Source organism: Acetomicrobium sp. S15 = DSM 107314 (assembly GCF_016125955.1).
Taxonomy (GTDB): domain Bacteria; phylum Synergistota; class Synergistia; order Synergistales; family Thermosynergistaceae; genus Thermosynergistes; species Thermosynergistes pyruvativorans.
The window spans coordinates 12,392-28,301 of record NZ_JADEVE010000155.1 but is presented as its reverse complement, the minus strand read 5'-3'; the positions used below and the strand labels follow the sequence as shown (position 1 = coordinate 28,301).

Below are 15,910 nucleotides of genomic sequence, written 5' to 3'. Positions count from 1 at the left end.
GGAGCTTATGGTGCCCGAAGTCCTCTCTCAGGCTGAAATAGATGCCCTTTTACAAGCCCTCTCCAGCGGCCATGTCGATATCGAGGCCATTAAAAAGAGCGAAGAAGAGAAGAAGTTCAAGATCTACGATTTTAGGCGGCCGGACAAATTCAGCAAAGATCAGCTCCGGGCGATCCAAATGGTTCACGAGTCCTTCGCCCGCCAGGTCACCACGGCCATTTCCACGATGGCGCGCTCTTTGGTCTCGGCCGAGGTGGCTTCGGTGGATCAGATATCTTATGATGAATTCGTGCGCTCGCTCGTTCAGCCGACTGTGATAGCGGTGCTCGATATGTATCCCTTGAGCGGCAGTGCCATGCTGGAGATCGCCCCGAGCTTAATATTCGCTATCATCGACCGTAGCCTTGGCGGCAAAGGAGAATCGCTCTCCAAGCCGAGGAGCCTCACCGACATAGAGCGCATGGTGGCCGAGAGGATATTTATGCGCATTCTCGAGCTCTTGGAGGAGAGCTGGAGTACTGTCGTAGACTTGAAATTCCGCTTCGTTAACCTCGAGAGCAATCCCTTTTTCGTACAGATTTGCCCTGGTTCCGATATGGTGCTGGTGGTTACGCTCAAGGTCCAACTCGGGAACATCGAGGGGCTCATGAACTTCTGCGTCCCCTATTTCGTGATGGAGCCGGTCGTGGATCGTTTGAGCTCCCAGCGGTGGTTCGCTTCGACTGGGCGGAAGGGGACCGAGAACGCCAAGGAGAAATTGACTGAAAGGCTCAAGGACATTAAGGTGCCAGTCGTCGTAGAGCTCGGCCATGCCGAGATCGAGCTGAAAGAACTGCTCGGACTTCGTCCCGGCGATGTCATCCGTTTGGAGGAGTCTTACGCTGATCCCGTGGCCGTTCGCATTGGCAGCAATGTAAAGTTTTATGCAGCCCCCGGCACATCGAAAGGGCGATATGCCGTACGGATAACTGACGTCGTTCAAAAGCTGGGCGCAGAGGAGGAGGATGTGGTATGGTTAATGACCTCTTGAGCCAGGAGGAGATAGATGCCCTGCTAAAAGGGTCGTCCGGCGAGAAGAAAGCGGATTCTGCGGGGCAGGATACGGGCCTCCTCTCTGAAGTCGCCTCGGTCTTTTCTGCGGCCGGCGAGAGAGTCATGGGGATGCTTTCCGGCAAAACGGTTGCAGTGAAGTTAGCGGAAGAGACCGTTTTGTCTCAAGATGATTTTTTGAGCCGTTTAGGCGATCCGTCTCCCTTCCTCTATTCCATGACGTGGGATGGGTTGGAAATCCCCGCCGCATTGGTCTTGAACGGGCGCGGAGCGCTCATGCTCGCCGATCTCATGATGGGAGGGGACGGCAAGGACCTTCCGCCCGAAATGAACGATCTCTATCTGAGCGCCGCTCAGGAAGGCTTGAGCCAATTTGTGGGGACCGCTCTTGCCGATTTGAGCAGGCTTCTTTCGGGTAAAAAAGTGGTGCCCCGCGGCGTCTCCGCGACTCTGCCGCACGGAGAGTGGCGTCCCTTTGGCGAGATGGATCGGGGGGAAAAAATCTGGGCAGTACGGTACAATGTGGAGATCCACGATATAGGCTCTTTTGACGTCTGGCTTCTCACCACCCTCGATGCCTCGAACAAGTTAGCCGAAGAGTTGAATAAAGCGGTTCAGAGCGCTGCCAAAGAAGAAGCCGCTAAACCCGAACCCCATGAGCCGCGACCGAGCACGGCTCAAACCGAACCCGCTCCACCCCCTCGTGCTGGAGGAGGTGCAGTCGTGGGGGCCGGCGCCACTTCAGTGCCGGTAGAAGCGCGACCGGCCGCATTTCTACCTTTAAGGCCAGACGAAGAGCCCGAACTGAAGGGCATTGGCAATCTCGATCTGATAGTGGATGTTCCGCTTCGCATAACCGTGGAGCTCGGACGCACCAGGAAGACGATAGGCGAGATTTTAAACATGGGGCCCGGCTCCGTGATAGAATTAGAAAAGATGGCCGGTGAGCCGGTCGATATTTTGGCCAACGGCAAACTCATCGCGCGTGGTGAAGTCGTCATCATCGATGAGAGCTTCGCCGTCAGGGTAACTGAGATCGCGAGCAAGGCCGATCGCATTCGCTCTATCAGCGGCTGAAGATATATTTGGGGGAAGGGGCTGAATTGTGTGACAAGGGTCCTGGTGGTGGACGATGCTGCTTTTATGCGTATGATGTTGAAGGACATACTCCTCAAAGGTGGTTTTGAGATAGCTGGCGAGGCGACGAACGGTGCTGAGGCCGTAAGGCTTTATCAGGAACTCAAGCCGGATTTAGTGACTATGGACATTACCATGCCCGAAGTCGATGGCATCGCTGCTGTGAAGGAGATCAAAAAGATCGACCCGAACGCCAAGGTCGTTATGGTCAGCGCTATGGGACAACAGGCGATGGTCATTGAGGCCATCCAAGCTGGGGCTTCCGACTTCATCGTAAAGCCCTTTCAGCCCGACCGCGTCTTGGAGGCCTTGAAAAAGGCCCTGTCTTAGCTCGAACCTCGGATGGATGTGTATTTTGATGTATTCGGCGAGGTCGCTAAGGATATGCATATTACCCTCGGTCGCGGCCTCGCTCTTTTGTCCTTTTCCGGCTTTGGCGGCTTCCGAGGCGCCCACCATCGAGAGTTATCTTTTTCGTATGTTCTTGGCCTTGATCGGCATCGGCGCATGTGCGTGGTTGGCCCTGCGCTTTGCTCAAAAGAGGGGGATCTCTCGACCCAAAAGGGGAGATTTGTGCCTTTTAGCCACGTTGCCGCTGGGGCACGAGGTTGTATATCTGGTCCGCTGCGGCCCTGATGTCGTAGCCTTCGTCTCCGGCAAAAACGGCGCTCTCTTCCTTGGGAGGTGGGGCCTCAGGGATTGGGAGGATAAAAGCGGCGATGTCTCTTGAATCAACAAGGTGGCTCAATCGTGCGGTTAAAAGCGCTATAGCCCTTTCCTTTATAGTGCTCCTGGTCGGAGCTGCCTATGCTCAGCCCGAGCCCCCCTCTATCCCCATTCCGAGCGTGGAATTCGGCATAAAGGCTGCTCAATCGCCTCAGGATGTGGCGCTCACCCTCCAAATCCTGGCGCTCCTTACTGTTTTGAGCCTCGCTCCTGCCATTGTATTGATGCTCACGAGCTTCACCCGCATATTGGTAGTCTTGAGCTTTGTGCGAAGCGCTATAGGCGTCCAACAGATGCCGTCGAATCAGATTCTGGTCACGCTGGCGCTCTTTTTGACCTTCTTTACCATGGCCCCCGTGTGGCAGAAGGTTTACGATGACGCGCTCGACCCGTATCTGCGCGGCGAGATCTCGGCTCCCGAGGCGCTGAACGGTGCTGTCGAACCCGTGCGCGCTTTCATGCTCAAAGAGACGAGGGAGGGGGAATTGTCGCTGATGGTGTCCTTGGCCGATCTCCCGAGGCCTCAAACGCCGGATGACCTTCCGACGCGCGTATTGATCCCGGCCTTCATGTTGAGCGAGCTCAAGATAGCCTTTCAGATGGGTGTGGTAATATTTATCCCTTTTATCGTGGTTGACATGATAGTGGCGAGCGTGTTGATGAGCATGGGCATGATAATGCTGCCTCCCATGCTTGTATCGTTGCCGTTTAAAGTGCTTCTGTTTGTAATGGCGGATGGCTGGGACCTGGTGGTCTCGAGCCTTGTGAGCAGCTTTAAATAAGGAGGCGACTTGTCCGTGACCACGATGGACGCGTTTCGACATGCCGTTTGGATTACCCTGTTGACCTCCGCGCCGGTCCTTCTGACGGCCATGGCTGTGGGCTTGATAATAGGCATACTGCAGACGGCCACTTCGATCCAGGAGCAGACCCTCATCTTCATACCCAAGATCTTGGCGGTCTTTTTGGCTCTCTTGTTTCTCGGGCCATGGATGTTTGGCAATATCGGTCAGATGGCGCGGGACATATTGGGACATCTTGATAGTTTCATACCATGAACGGAGATTGGCTTTTCCTGCTGACCTTGACCTTTATGTTGGGGCTTCGCTTCCTCGGGCTCCTCATGGTTTCTCCTGCGCTCACAGTGCCGTCGATGCCCATCGCTGCGCGCTTTTGGCTGGCGCTCCTGCTGGCCTTCGCCGCTTTGCCCATGGTTTTAGCTCAGGCTTTTCCGCCCAATTTAACCGAGCCGTTGGCCTTGATCCTGGCGTGCACGCGGGAGTTCTTCATAGGGGCGACCTTGGGATTTTTGTCGGCCCTGCCTTTGTACGCGATGGAGATGGCGGGTTGGCTGATAGGCGTCTCTATGGGCTTCGGCATGGTTAACGTCTTGGATCCGCTATCCCAGGTGCAGACATCGGTTATAGGACAGCTCAAGTTCCTCCTCGGGCTTTGGTTTTTCCTGTACTGGAACGGGCACATACTCCTCTTTCAGGGGTTGATGGAGAGCCTGCGCCTATTCCCTTTGGCCCAGGTTGAGTGGAGCTTCGCAGAAGACCCGCAGGTCGCCACCTGGCTAAGAGAGGCATTTTACCTGGCCGTTAAAATCACCCTACCGTTCTATGGAGCTCTCCTTTTGGCCGATATAGGCCTCGGCTTCATAGCCAGGACCGTCCCTCAATTGAACGTGTTTGTTTTGGGATTGCCCCTGAAAGTGCTGTTGGGTTTTTTGATGCTTATGATGGTTTTGCCCGTCGCAGTCGATCTGATCCATGGAAAAATAGAAGATGCTTTGGAGCTGGCCATGAAGGGGGCTGCGCTGTGGCGCTAACAAGGTCCTTCGACCTGCAGCTTTTTGCCCAAGAACGCACGGAACCCGCCACGCCCCGCAAACGCCGCAGGGAGCGCGAAGAAGGGCGCGTAGCGCGAAGTCAGGACTTATCTGCCGCGGTATCCATCATGGCTGGGTTGGTGACCATCTATTTTATCTCTTCTTTTCTGTTTAACGGAATGAGAGAATATCTGAGCTGGGATATCTCTTACATCGGGCGAGACCTCACTGGTGAACTCTGGATAAAAGAACTGGCCATGGTGGCGGCGAAGAGATATCTCCTTTTATGGCTGCCACTGGGGCTGCTTTGCGCCGTTTTTGCCCTCGCAGTGACGCTCTTCCAGGTGAAGTTCGTCGTTACGGCTAAACCGTTGATCCCCAAATTCGACCGCCTCAATCCCGTGCAGGGCTTCAAACGCGTCTTTTCCTTGCGTTCCTTGGTGGAGCTTTTAAAAGGGGTCCTCAAGGCGTCGCTGTTGGCGCTCGTGCTCTTTTGGACCATAAAGGGAGAGCTTGAGCTTTTCTTGTCCATGGTGCGCTTTCCGCACCTCGCAGGGGTGGGCCTTTTGCTGCGCACCCTATGGAGCGCGAGCCTCAAGATGGCGCTTCTCCTTTTGGCCTTGTCGGTATTTGACTACGCCTATCAGAGGTGGGAGTTCGAGCGTTCGATCAGGATGAGCAGGCAAGAGCTCAAGGAGGAGTTTAAAGATATCGAGGGAGATCCGTTGGTGCGCCGCAGGATTCGCCAGAGACAGAGGGAGCTCGCCAGGCGCAGGATGATGGCCGAAGTGCCTAAGGCCGACGTGGTCATAACCAACCCTACCACATTGGCCGTCGCTTTGCGCTATGATAGAAGCATCATGGAGGCCCCCGTGCTCGTAGCAAAAGGGAAAGGGATCTTGGCGCAGCGGATCAGGGAAGTGGCCCGAAGCCACGGTGTGCCTATCGTGGAAAATCGTGCACTCGCCAGGGCCCTTTACGAGGCGGAATTGGGTTCGGAGATCCCCGAGAAGTTGTATAAAGCTGTGGCCGAGGTTTTGGCGTTCGTATATCGCACTAAGAGGAGAGGTCCATTCGTCAATGTTGGAGGCCGAACGTAATGGCTGATATCCGCGAAAGTTCTCTGATGAGAAGGGCTACGCGCTTCGCCGACGTTGGAATGGCTTTTTTGATCATCCTGATAGTGGGTATGATGATCATCCCCATGCCGACGTTTTTGCTCGACATACTGCTCTCTATGAACATAACCTTCGGAGTCGTCGTGCTCCTCGCGACGTTCTATGTCCTTAAGCCCCTCGAGATACCTGCCTTTCCGACCATATTGCTGATAGCTACCCTTTACCGCCTCGCCTTGAACGTTTCGACGACGCGCCTGATCTTGCTTCAGGCTTATGCCGGTGAGGTCATAGCCGCTTTCGGCGACTTCGTGGTAGGAGGCAACTACGTCGTAGGAGGCGTAGTCTTTTTGATCCTCGTCATCATCCAATTCGTCGTCATTACGCGCGGCGCGGAGAGGGTGGCCGAAGTGGCGGCGCGCTTTACGTTGGACGCGATGCCGGGCAAGCAGATGGCCATAGACGCCGATTTGAACGCCGGGCTGATAGACGAAAAGGAGGCCAGGAGGCGAAGGAGCGAGATACAGAGGGAAGCCGATTTCTACGGATCCATGGACGGGGCCTCCAAATTCGTGAGAGGGGATGCCATAGCCGGCCTCATCATTACCGTGGTGAACATTTTGGGAGGTCTGACCATAGGTGTCTTTCAGCGGGGGTTCACCTTCCGGGAAGCCCTCCAGACTTACAGCTTGTTGACGGTGGGCGACGGTCTCGTCGCCCAGATTCCTGCGCTGTTGCTATCCACCGCGACGGGAATCATCGTCACCAGAGCGGCAGGAGAATCCAACTTGGGGCGCGATATCGTGGCGTCGCTCTCCTCGAACTGTCGCCCTCTTTTTATAGGCGCGGGGCTGCTCTTCACCTTGGCCGTGGTCCCCGGCCTCCCCACAACCCCATTCCTCCTCCTCGGCACAATACTGGCGCTCGCAGGTTTTGTGGTCTACAGAGAGAACAAAGCGCCGCCGGGCGAACCTGCCGGCGAGGCGCCTACGCCAGCCGCCAAGGCGCCTGCTGGTGCCCCCGAAAGCGTGCTGCCCCTCGTCGCCGTAGACCCGATGGAGGTGGAAATAGGCTACGCCCTGATCCCGCTCGTCGACCCGTCTCAGGGAGGGGATATGCTCGAGCGCATAGCCACGATCAGGCGCCAGATGGCCATGGAGAGGGGGCTGATCGTGCCTCCGATACGCATCAGAGACAACATACAGCTCAAGCCAACCGAATACCTGATCCGCATCAAGGGGGCGCAGGTAGCCCGCGCGGAAATAATGCCCGATCATTATTTAGCGATGAACACGAGTGGGACGGAGGAGCCGTTGGTGGGCATTCCCACCAAAGAGCCTGCCTTCGGCCTCGAAGGTTACTGGATAGCCCCCGAACTGCGCGAGCAGGCCGAATCGCTGGGTTACACCGTCGTAGATGCTCCTTCTGTGCTCGCGACGCACATCTCTGAGATCGTCAAGAAATACGGCGCCGAGCTGTTGACCCGCCAAGAAACCCAGAAGCTCGTAGATCTCGTCAAGGAGAGCAATCCCGCCGTTACAGAGGAGCTCATGAACGTGCTCTCCCTCGGAGACGTGCAGAAAGTGCTGCAGAACCTCCTGAGAGAATCGGTGCCTATCAGGGATCTGGTTACGATATTCGAGACGCTTGCAGACGTGGGGCGTATCTCTCGGAATCCTGACTTCCTGACCGAGCGCGTCAGGGAGGCCTTATTCAGGCACATTACGATCTCCCTTCAGGATCCTCAAGGCACCGTCGCCGTCCTCACCCTTTCTCCGAGGTGGGAGCAACGCGTAAAAGAGTCGATGCAGGGCGACCTCGCATCGGGATGGAGGCTCGGTATGCCCGTCGACGAAATTCAAAAGCTTATCAAAGCTGTGGGCGACAAGATGGAAAAAGCAGCTGCCGCCGGCCATGCGCCGGTCCTGCTGGTCCACCCCGACGTGAGACTCGTGGTGCGCCGCCTGTTGGAGGGAAGTTTGCCCCAAATTCCTGTTATCTCCTATAATGAAATTACACCGGGCACTGAGTTGCGCTCCTTGGGGATGGTGGAATAGCTCATGCGGCTTGCGAAGCAGATAATGTTTGAAGCGGGAAGCGATGCGGAAGCCCTTGAGATAGCCCGTCAAAAGCTTGGGCGAGACGCCGTTATCCTGTCGTCCCAAGTCGTCAAAAAAGGGGGTTTCCTTGGGCTGTTCCGAAAGAGAAGCCTTTTGGTGACCGCCGGGATTTTGGAGGAGGACGAACCTCAAGGAGTCCAAACCAAGCAGGAGCGCCTCATCGCCTTTCAGCAGCTGTTGGAGGCGCAAAAAAGGTCATCTGCCGATAAGCTTGAGCTTTCAGAGAAGGCGAAGTCCGGAGATATGCCCGCCCTGCTCGAAGGGATAAAAGAGATACGCTCCATCTTGACGAGGATAGAGGGCCAGAAGGTTAAAGACAATTCGGGGGAAAACTCTCACGAAAAGTCTCCCTTTTGTCAAAAGCTTATCGATGCCGGCGTAGGGCCCGCCTTAGCGCAGAAACTGTCGCAAGACCACGAAGCCTCGGGAGCGCAAGACGCGATTCAGTGGCTTTCAGGCTATATCCGTGTGGTAGGTGGAGATTTCGCATCCGCTTTGGGGGGGCGAAAGGTGATGTTCATCGGCCCCACTGGGGTAGGGAAGACCACCACGATAGCGAAGCTCGCCGCCATCCAGTCCCTATGGGAGAGGAGAAAAGTGCTGCTTTTAACGGCCGATACCTATCGTATCGCTGCGGTGGAGCAGCTGCGCACCTATGCGAGGATCCTGGGGATTCCGATAGAGGTAATTTTCGAGCCTAAAGATTACGACGACGTGCTCGCCCGTCACGCGGACGCAGAAGTGGTTTTCCTCGATGTGGCCGGTCGATCGCAGCGGGATGACCGCCACCTGGAAGAATATGAACGGGCTCACGATGCCTTTAAACCGGACGCCGTCCACCTGGTGCTTCAAGCTAACGTGGCCTATCCTGTCATCGTGGATGTCGTGCGGAGGATGAGCAAAATACCTATATCTTGCGCTATCTTCACCAAGCTGGACGAGGCTATGACATATGGCGTGCTACTTAACTTCTGCCTCGAGTTCGGCACGCCTGTTTCTTTTTTGACGACGGGTCAGAACGTGCCGAGCGATATTGAGGTGGCGGAAGCATCTCGCATTGCGAAACTGGTCATGGGAGTGGAGCGCTTTGGTTCGGCTTGACGCGAAACCCGCAGATCAGGCATACGAATTGAGGGAACTGGTGGCAGCCGAGACGGGCCGAATCTCCGCCGAAAGCGGTCGCTTGCGGTCGCTTGCGGTAACGAGCGGCAAGGGCGGCGTCGGCAAAAGCAGCATATCCGCGAATTTAGCCTTGGCATTGGGGCGCTTGGGTAAGAGAGTAGCACTGCTCGACGCGGATTTGGGATTGGCCAACTTGGATCTGTTGTTGGGCGTCACCTCCAGGTACAACCTCGCTCACGTAATCCGGGGTGAGAGGCGACTGGAGGAGATATTGGTGGAAGTCGACAAGGGCGTATTGATCGTACCTGGCGGCGTCGGCATGGCGGACATCGCCGACCTCGATCCTCGCAGGCAGCTCGCGCTCATAGAAAGCCTATCGGTATTGGATTCCATGGCCGATATATTGATAATCGACACCGGGGCCGGTTTGCATCGCACCGTCGTCTCCTTTTGCTTGGCCGCCGACTCCGTGCTTTTGCTCACGACGCCCGAGCCTGCAGCTGTCCGCGACTGCTACGGAATGCTTAAAGTGTTGGCCTTCTCCGGCGGAACCGGCATCGACGTCAACCTCCTCGTGAACATGGCCTCTTCCGATGAGAAAGCGGCCTCGGTCGCGAGCAGGGTCCAAATGGCCGCTGCCCAATTTTTGGAAATCTCTGTGCCCTATGCGGGTTATGTGCTCAGGGACGAGGCAGTGAGGCGAGCTGCCGAGACGAGCCGGCCTTTTTTCATTTATCAACCCGGTTGCGCAGCGTCTCAGTGTGTAAAGTGGATCGCCTCCAGGCTCGCCAAGGCTGAACCTTCTGGCGAACTTCCCCCTAAAGCAGTCGCAGGGCGCGGGGTAAAGGCCTTTCTCTTCAGACTGGCCAAGCGGCTGACCCGGAGCGGGTGAAATGGCGATCGGTGCGGCATCGCAGTTGAAGGTTGGAGCGCGAGCCGATATCCATATCCATGCCGGGCTCTATAAGGGGCACCATCCTTCGCGCCTCGAAGATATCGAAGGCGAGCTCTTGGCGCTATCTCACCCTCTATTGCGCGGCGCGCTTCTGCCCATATACAGAGACATGCAGTTCGAGGTGATGTTCGAGGACGAGCGCTCTCCTATAGCTGTGCAAGTGAGCGCTGTGCGGAGCGATCTCGCATCTTCCGTCCCTCTCCTCTGGGTGCGTCCTGTAGGGGAGTTTATTCGCATTCAGAGGAGGCGGTTCCTCCGCGTCCCCTGTCTCCTTAAGGCCGCATTTTTCCCCCTGGACGTCGAAGCGCGGTCTCCCATGCGGGGAGATTGGCGGGAGTGCGACGTCCTCGATATCAGCTTGGGAGGAGCCAGGCTGCGATCGTCGGACATGAGAGGGTTGGCGGCAGGGGATAGGGTGCTTCTCTCTCTGACTATCGAGGGCAGCCCTTTTATGTTTGTGGCCAAAATCGTGAGGTTTCAGGAGGGTGTGGATGGGCTTAAAGAGATTGCCGTCGAGTTTGAATCGCTCTTTCCCTTGGCGGAAGCGGCGTTGATCAAATTCATCAGAAAGCAGGAGTTATCCCGATGAAAAAGGTTCGCGTTCTGGTTGTTGACGATTCCGCGTTCATGCGCAAGCTCATCTCCGATATTCTCGAAGAGGATCCTCGCCTGGAGGTCGTCGGCAGAGCCAGGGACGGCATCGAAGCGCTCAAACTGCTGGGAGAGCTCAAACCCGATGTGGTTACGTTGGACGTTGAGATGCCCAAAAAGGACGGCCTTGCCACACTTGAGGACATAATGGTCCTTCGTCCGACGCCGGTCGTCATGGTGAGCAGCCTTACGAGAGAAGGCGCAGAGATCACCATTAAGGCTTTGGCTGCAGGGGCTGTGGACTTCGTGGCCAAGCCGTCGGGCACGATCTCTTTGGACATGGCCAAGGTGGGGGATGAGCTCCGGAACAAAGTTTTGATGGCTTCAGGCGTAAACATCGCGCTACTTGCGCACCGCCGCGCGCCCCTTTCGTTGAAAGAAGCACCGCAACCGATTGAGCCTCGTGGCGAGCCTTCTGAGATCGTAGCGGTTGCGGCTTCTACGGGGGGGCCTAAAGCGCTCCAGGAGCTCCTGAGCGGGCTGCCTCATGATCTTCCGGTTCCTGTAGTCATCGCGCAGCACATGCCTCCGGGGTTCACCGCTTCTTTGGCTAAGCGCCTTGATGAGATATCTGCGTTGCACGTTGTGGAAGGACAAGACGGGTTAGAACTTATGCCGGGCGTCGCCGCCATAGCTCCCGGAGGCAAGCACATGTTGGTGGAGAAAAAAGACAGCCGATTCATCTGCAGGCTTTCCGATGCTCCGCCGTTGCACTCTGTCAAACCGGCGGCCGATCTGTTATTCTTAAGTGTAGCAGATGTCGCCGGAGCGAAAGCGGTGGGGATAATATTGACCGGCATGGGAAGGGATGGCACAGAAGGAGCCAGGGCTATTCGCTCAAAAGGGGGGTTTGTCTTGGCGGAGTCGCCCGAAACGTGCGTCGTATATGGAATGCCTAAATCTGCGGTCGAGGCGGGCGCGGCGAATGAGTCGTTGCCGCTTTATAGAATTCCCGAGAGGGTAAAATTGTTGGTAAAGATGCGGAAGGGAGAATGAGGCGATGGATCTAAATACGAAGGAATACTTGAATGCCTTTCTCGATGAATCTTCCGAACAGCTTGAGCTGCTCGGGGACCTGCTTTTAAGCCTTGAGTCGAACCCAGAGCAGCCTGAGATAGTGAACGAGATCTTCAGGGTAGCCCATACGTTGAAGGGGATGGCGGGAGCGATGGGTTTCGATGGCATGGCGGGCCTGACTCACGCCATGGAGGACCTCCTCGACCTCATGCGCAAGGGTGAGCTCTTCATCACCGGTGATGACGTATCGCTCCTCTTTCGATGTCTCGATGCGCTTCAGGTTATGATCGACCGGATTCGCAAAGGCGGCCGCGACGGCGATGTCGACGTGGATGAGCTTTTGAAGGTCCTTAGGGCAAAGGTAGAAGTCGTAAATCATCGTGAAGCTACAAAATCTCAAGCGCCTGTCGGGCTTACCTCTCAGGAAGTGGAATGGGTGAAGAAAGCGCAAGATCAGGGGATGAAGGTGTATCATCTGACGATTCACCTCGACCCTCAATGCCTCTTGAAGTCCGCCAGGGCCTACCTTGTGGTGTCGCGCCTCGAGGGGATGGGCGAAATCATAAAAACTGTCCCTCCCGTTGAGGAGCTTGAGAGGGAAGGTTTTGATTACGCCTTTGAGGTTTATCTGGCCACGAAAGAAGAGCAAGAGACTACGCGGCATACGGTGATGTCTATATCCGAAATCGCAAATGTAGAGATAGATGAACTGACATCTGACAGCGAGTGCACGGCTGAGAAGTTGCAAAAGACGGATGAAGCGCAAAAGGTGGACGAAGTAGCAGAGGGGGCTTCATCCCCCGAACCGTCTTTCCAGGGAATGCGCAAGATGACCGGGACGATAAGGGTCGATATCAATCGCCTGGATAAGCTGATGAACCTGGTGGGGGAGTTGGTCATAGGGAGGGCGCGGATAGAGCGCCTGGCCCAAGAGGCGGGGTTAAAGGCCTTTGAAGAGCCCTTGGCACATTTGGGACGCATATCCGGAGAGATTCAAGAGCTGGTGACCAAGCTGCGCATGGTCCCCATATCGTACGTCTTCGATCGTTTTCCTCGCCTGGTGAGAGATCTCTGCAAGAGCCTCGGCAAAGAAGCGCGCCTGGAGGTAGAAGGAAAGGAGACAGAGCTGGACCGGACGGTCGTTGACGAGATAGGGGAGTCGCTGGTCCATTTGATCCGCAATGCTTTAGATCACGGAATTGAAACGCCCGAAGAGCGAGAAGCGAAAGGCAAGAAGCGCGAAGGCACTGTCCGCATATCTGCATACCAGGAGGGGAACAGTGTTATAGTGGAAGTCGCAGACGACGGTCGCGGCATAGATGCCAACGTCGTGAGAAGGAAAGCCGTTGAAAGGGGTCTTTACTCCGCCGAGGAAGCGCAGGCGCTTTCCGATGAGGACGCCATTAAGCTCGTTTTCTTGCCGGGCTTCAGCACCGCCGATAAGGTATCCGATCTCTCCGGGCGCGGCGTCGGCATGGATGTCGTTAAGAGCAAGGTGGAATCGCTCGGTGGGCAGTTCACGGTGCACTCCAAGTTGGATCGGGGCACTCGAGTAGTCATCCGCCTACCGTTGACGCTCGCCATAGTGCTCGCCTTACTCGTCAGCGTAGGAGACGAGGCATACGCTGTACCGCTCGATGACGTGGAAGAGACTCTTTTGGTGAATAAAAACGATATCAGGAGCGTTCACGGCACACCCGTGGTTACCGTGAGGGGAGAGATTTTGTCGCTTCAGAGTTTGGCTGGGCTCTTGAGGGCCCATTCTCGACTGGAGGCGGACGAGTTTCCCGTGGTGGTAGTCAGGGTGGGTGGCAAGAGGAGAGGGCTTATCGTCGATGAGTTGATCGGACAACAAGAGATCGTGATAAAGCCTCTCGGGAAGCTCCTCTCCAAGGTCCAGGGGATCGCTGGTGCTACGATATTGGGCGATGGCAATGTGGCGCTGATATTGGACGTGGCTTCCCTTGGCAGCAGGTCCGAGAGGGCGGTGACGTATGAAGCTCGAGTGGGAGCACCTCAATAGCCTGCAGCTGGATGCGCTGAAAGAGGTCGTCAATATAGGAGCTGGGAATGCGGCGACCGCTCTCTCAAAACTCTTAAGAAGATCTGTCAGCATGGAGGTCCCAGAGGCGGAGTTGATCCCGGTTTACGAGGTTGCCGAGAGGTACGGCGCACCGGAGACGCCTGTTTGTGCGGTCCTCATCCGATGCGAGGGAGAGTTTTCGGGCAACGTCATTTTTCTCATGGAAGAAGGAGAGGCCTTTAGACTGTCCGAAATCTTGATTTCCCAGGATTTGGGCAGCTTAGACGAAGCGACGAAAGAGGATATCAGGGACAGCGTGAACGCGGAGGTCGGCAATATAATCATCGGCGCGTTTTTGAGCGCTATAAGCCTCCTCGTTGGAAGCCCCTTGCCGGCAACGGTCCCGGCAGTTGCCCATGACATGTTGGGATCTATAATGGATGTGGTGGCTGCCCTCTATGGTATGTCGGGCGATGTGGCCTTGATGTCTAAGACCACCCTAAATGTCATAGGCGAGGATAGCGAGGTAAAAGGTACTGTCGTTCTTGTGCCAGACCCGGATTCGCTCGAGACCCTTCTCAAAAAGCTGGGGGTGTTTTAGGCTTGTCTACCGTCTTGCATGTAGGTATGGCCGACTTGGTGGCGGCCAGGCACCCGGCTACGCTGATATCGTTGGGATTGGGTTCGTGCATAGGAATAGCGATCTATGACGAGGTGGCCAAGGTGGCGGGAATGGCTCACATAATGTTGCCGGAAAGCAGGGGAGAAAACACCCCTAAACCGGGAAAGTTCGCCGATACAGCGGTCTGCGCGCTCGTTAACGAGCTGCTCCAAATGGGGGCTTCTAAGGGCAGGTTGAAGGCCAAAATGGCGGGAGGTGCTCAGATGTTCGCCTTGGGCGGCAAGGGCAGCAGCATCTTGTCGGTAGGGGACAGAAACGTAGAGGCCACGAAGAGAGCCCTATCCAGCCTGGATATACCGCTCGTAGCTTTTGATGTAGGGGGCAACAAAGGAAGAAGCGTCGAATTCAGGACCGACCGGTGGGTCCTCGTCGTTAGGGTCATAGGTTCGACCGTAAAAGAGCTGTGAATCGAGGTTGGGCTGTGGGCGAAGTAGAAGAAGTCAAAAGGGTGCAAGAGCAAGAGGATAAAGAAGATGGCGTCGCATCGGTCGCCATTCCGCAGGAGTTGCTCGAAGACGTCTCCTGTCAGCTCGGCATTTCGCCCGACGAGCTCGCGCACGTTCTGGCAAATTCGAGCGATACGGCGGCCGCGCTTTCTGCCCTGCGCTCGATCGTGCCCTGTTATATTGCCATAAAAGTGAAGTTTGAGTCGCGCCGTCGGGGTGAGGTGGCAGGGTTGTTCTGCGTCGTGGCCGACGGCTTGACCGGTGAGGTTTTGGATAAATCGCTTTGGGTGGGGAGAAATGGGCTGCCCGAGGGCTTCGCCATCAGGGCGAGTTGGGAATCTGTGACGAATGCGATCAGAAACGTCGAGGAGCCGATGGATAACCCCACTTACAAAAAGGTGGAAAAGATCTTCGATGCTCTCTTCACCCCTACTGTCATCAACCTGCTCTTTCGTGGCGAAGGGAAACCGGAAAACCTGCTTCGCATTCAAGAGATGCTCGCGGACGAGTTCCATCTCGATTTCATCGTAGATCTCGAGTTGGAGCGTTTCAATAGACTGCGCGCCGAGCTGTCGAAGGCGCTGCCCGAAAGCGAAAGCGAGGGAGAACCCGAAGAGGCCCGGGAAGAGAGGGATAGGGAAGGGCCCAAAGCGGAGTCGGTTCAACTGTTCTGCAAGCCATACGTGGACCCGGTGAGGGGCAAGGCTATATCGGACTTTTCGCTCGGTGATCTCGTGGAAGTTTCTCTCGACGAAGGGGGCAGCCTCGCGCGCTTTGTGGCCAGCGTTATGGCTAAAAGCGGCCAGCCTGCGGCTTTTCCTGTGAAGGCTGTGGAGCGTTTGCCCAGCGGCGATTATTTGGTCAGGCTTCACATATCCGAGGGAATGGAGGGAATATTCAAAGGCTCAGGCGAGGTGCGCGTGAAGGTTCTTCAACCTGGACGTTATGCCGTTCCAAAGGTCAGTCCCGCGTTTGCTGTATTTATAGGGATCATCTTGTTGGGCATATTGCTGCTCATTTTTGTTATATGGTGAT

At 56.0% G+C, this 15,910-nt stretch carries 17 protein-coding genes; all 17 read left to right on the top strand.

Going from position 1 to position 15,910, the window contains the following annotated elements:
- The first annotated feature begins 7 nt into the window (after positions 1-7).
- From fliM to EZM41_RS03600, 17 genes are read left to right on the top strand one after another with little or no spacing between them, the layout of a single operon-like run.
- Entirely contained in the window at positions 8-1,030 is a 1,023-nt protein-coding gene (gene fliM / locus EZM41_RS03680) for a flagellar motor switch protein FliM (RefSeq protein ID WP_198469621.1), read from the top strand.
- Positions 1,012-2,127 carry a flagellar motor switch protein FliN gene (fliN, locus tag EZM41_RS03675; RefSeq protein WP_198469619.1) on the top strand — a complete coding sequence of 372 codons (1,116 nt, stop codon included), beginning with the start codon at positions 1,012-1,014 and terminating at the stop codon, positions 2,125-2,127. The genes fliM and fliN overlap by 19 nt, the downstream gene beginning before the upstream one ends.
- A gap of 30 nt (positions 2,128-2,157) precedes the next feature.
- Entirely contained in the window at positions 2,158-2,517 is a 360-nt protein-coding gene (locus EZM41_RS03670) for a response regulator (RefSeq protein WP_198469617.1), read from the top strand.
- Positions 2,518-2,545: 28 nt separating this feature from the next.
- On the top strand, positions 2,546-2,917 hold the full coding sequence (locus EZM41_RS03665) for a hypothetical protein (protein WP_198469615.1): 372 nt from the start codon (positions 2,546-2,548) through the stop codon (positions 2,915-2,917).
- Entirely contained in the window at positions 2,907-3,695 is a 789-nt protein-coding gene (fliP, locus tag EZM41_RS03660; protein WP_198469613.1) for a flagellar type III secretion system pore protein FliP, read from the top strand. Before EZM41_RS03665 ends, fliP begins: the two co-directional genes overlap by 11 nt.
- Before the next feature lie 24 nt (positions 3,696-3,719).
- Positions 3,720-3,971 carry a flagellar biosynthesis protein FliQ gene (gene fliQ / locus EZM41_RS03655; RefSeq protein ID WP_198469699.1) on the top strand — a complete coding sequence of 84 codons (252 nt, stop codon included), beginning with the start codon at positions 3,720-3,722 and terminating at the stop codon, positions 3,969-3,971.
- A complete protein-coding gene (locus EZM41_RS03650) occupies positions 3,968-4,744 on the top strand; it encodes a flagellar biosynthetic protein FliR (protein WP_198469611.1) in 777 nt (258 codons plus the stop codon). Before fliQ ends, EZM41_RS03650 begins: the two co-directional genes overlap by 4 nt.
- Positions 4,735-5,844 (top strand): flagellar biosynthesis protein FlhB, encoded by a 1,110-nt coding sequence (flhB, locus tag EZM41_RS03645; RefSeq protein WP_198469609.1) that lies wholly within the window; start codon positions 4,735-4,737, stop codon positions 5,842-5,844. The genes EZM41_RS03650 and flhB overlap by 10 nt, the downstream gene beginning before the upstream one ends.
- Positions 5,844-7,916 (top strand): flagellar biosynthesis protein FlhA, encoded by a 2,073-nt coding sequence (gene flhA, locus EZM41_RS03640; protein ID WP_198469607.1) that lies wholly within the window; start codon positions 5,844-5,846, stop codon positions 7,914-7,916. Before flhB ends, flhA begins: the two co-directional genes overlap by 1 nt.
- Before the next feature lie 3 nt (positions 7,917-7,919).
- Positions 7,920-9,080 carry a flagellar biosynthesis protein FlhF gene (gene flhF / locus EZM41_RS03635; RefSeq protein ID WP_198469605.1) on the top strand — a complete coding sequence of 387 codons (1,161 nt, stop codon included), beginning with the start codon at positions 7,920-7,922 and terminating at the stop codon, positions 9,078-9,080.
- The gene (locus EZM41_RS03630; protein WP_198469603.1) at positions 9,067-9,993 is read left to right on the top strand and encodes a MinD/ParA family protein; all 927 of its coding nucleotides are present in this window, start codon (positions 9,067-9,069) and stop codon (positions 9,991-9,993) included. Before flhF ends, EZM41_RS03630 begins: the two co-directional genes overlap by 14 nt.
- A gap of 1 nt (position 9,994) precedes the next feature.
- Positions 9,995-10,645: a flagellar brake protein gene (locus EZM41_RS03625; protein WP_198469601.1), complete on the top strand. Its 651-nt coding sequence runs from the start codon at positions 9,995-9,997 to the stop codon at positions 10,643-10,645.
- Entirely contained in the window at positions 10,642-11,703 is a 1,062-nt protein-coding gene (locus tag EZM41_RS03620) for a protein-glutamate methylesterase/protein-glutamine glutaminase (RefSeq protein WP_198469592.1), read from the top strand. The genes EZM41_RS03625 and EZM41_RS03620 overlap by 4 nt, the downstream gene beginning before the upstream one ends.
- A gap of 4 nt (positions 11,704-11,707) precedes the next feature.
- Positions 11,708-13,747: a chemotaxis protein CheA gene (locus EZM41_RS03615; protein WP_198469591.1), complete on the top strand. Its 2,040-nt coding sequence runs from the start codon at positions 11,708-11,710 to the stop codon at positions 13,745-13,747.
- Entirely contained in the window at positions 13,719-14,348 is a 630-nt protein-coding gene (locus EZM41_RS03610; protein ID WP_198469589.1) for a chemotaxis protein CheC, read from the top strand. Before EZM41_RS03615 ends, EZM41_RS03610 begins: the two co-directional genes overlap by 29 nt.
- 2 nt (positions 14,349-14,350) lie before the next feature.
- On the top strand, positions 14,351-14,836 hold the full coding sequence (locus EZM41_RS03605; RefSeq protein WP_198469587.1) for a chemotaxis protein CheD: 486 nt from the start codon (positions 14,351-14,353) through the stop codon (positions 14,834-14,836).
- Between the two features lie 14 nt (positions 14,837-14,850).
- Positions 14,851-15,909: a hypothetical protein gene (locus tag EZM41_RS03600; RefSeq protein WP_198469585.1), complete on the top strand. Its 1,059-nt coding sequence runs from the start codon at positions 14,851-14,853 to the stop codon at positions 15,907-15,909.
- Position 15,910: the final 1 nt, after the last annotated feature.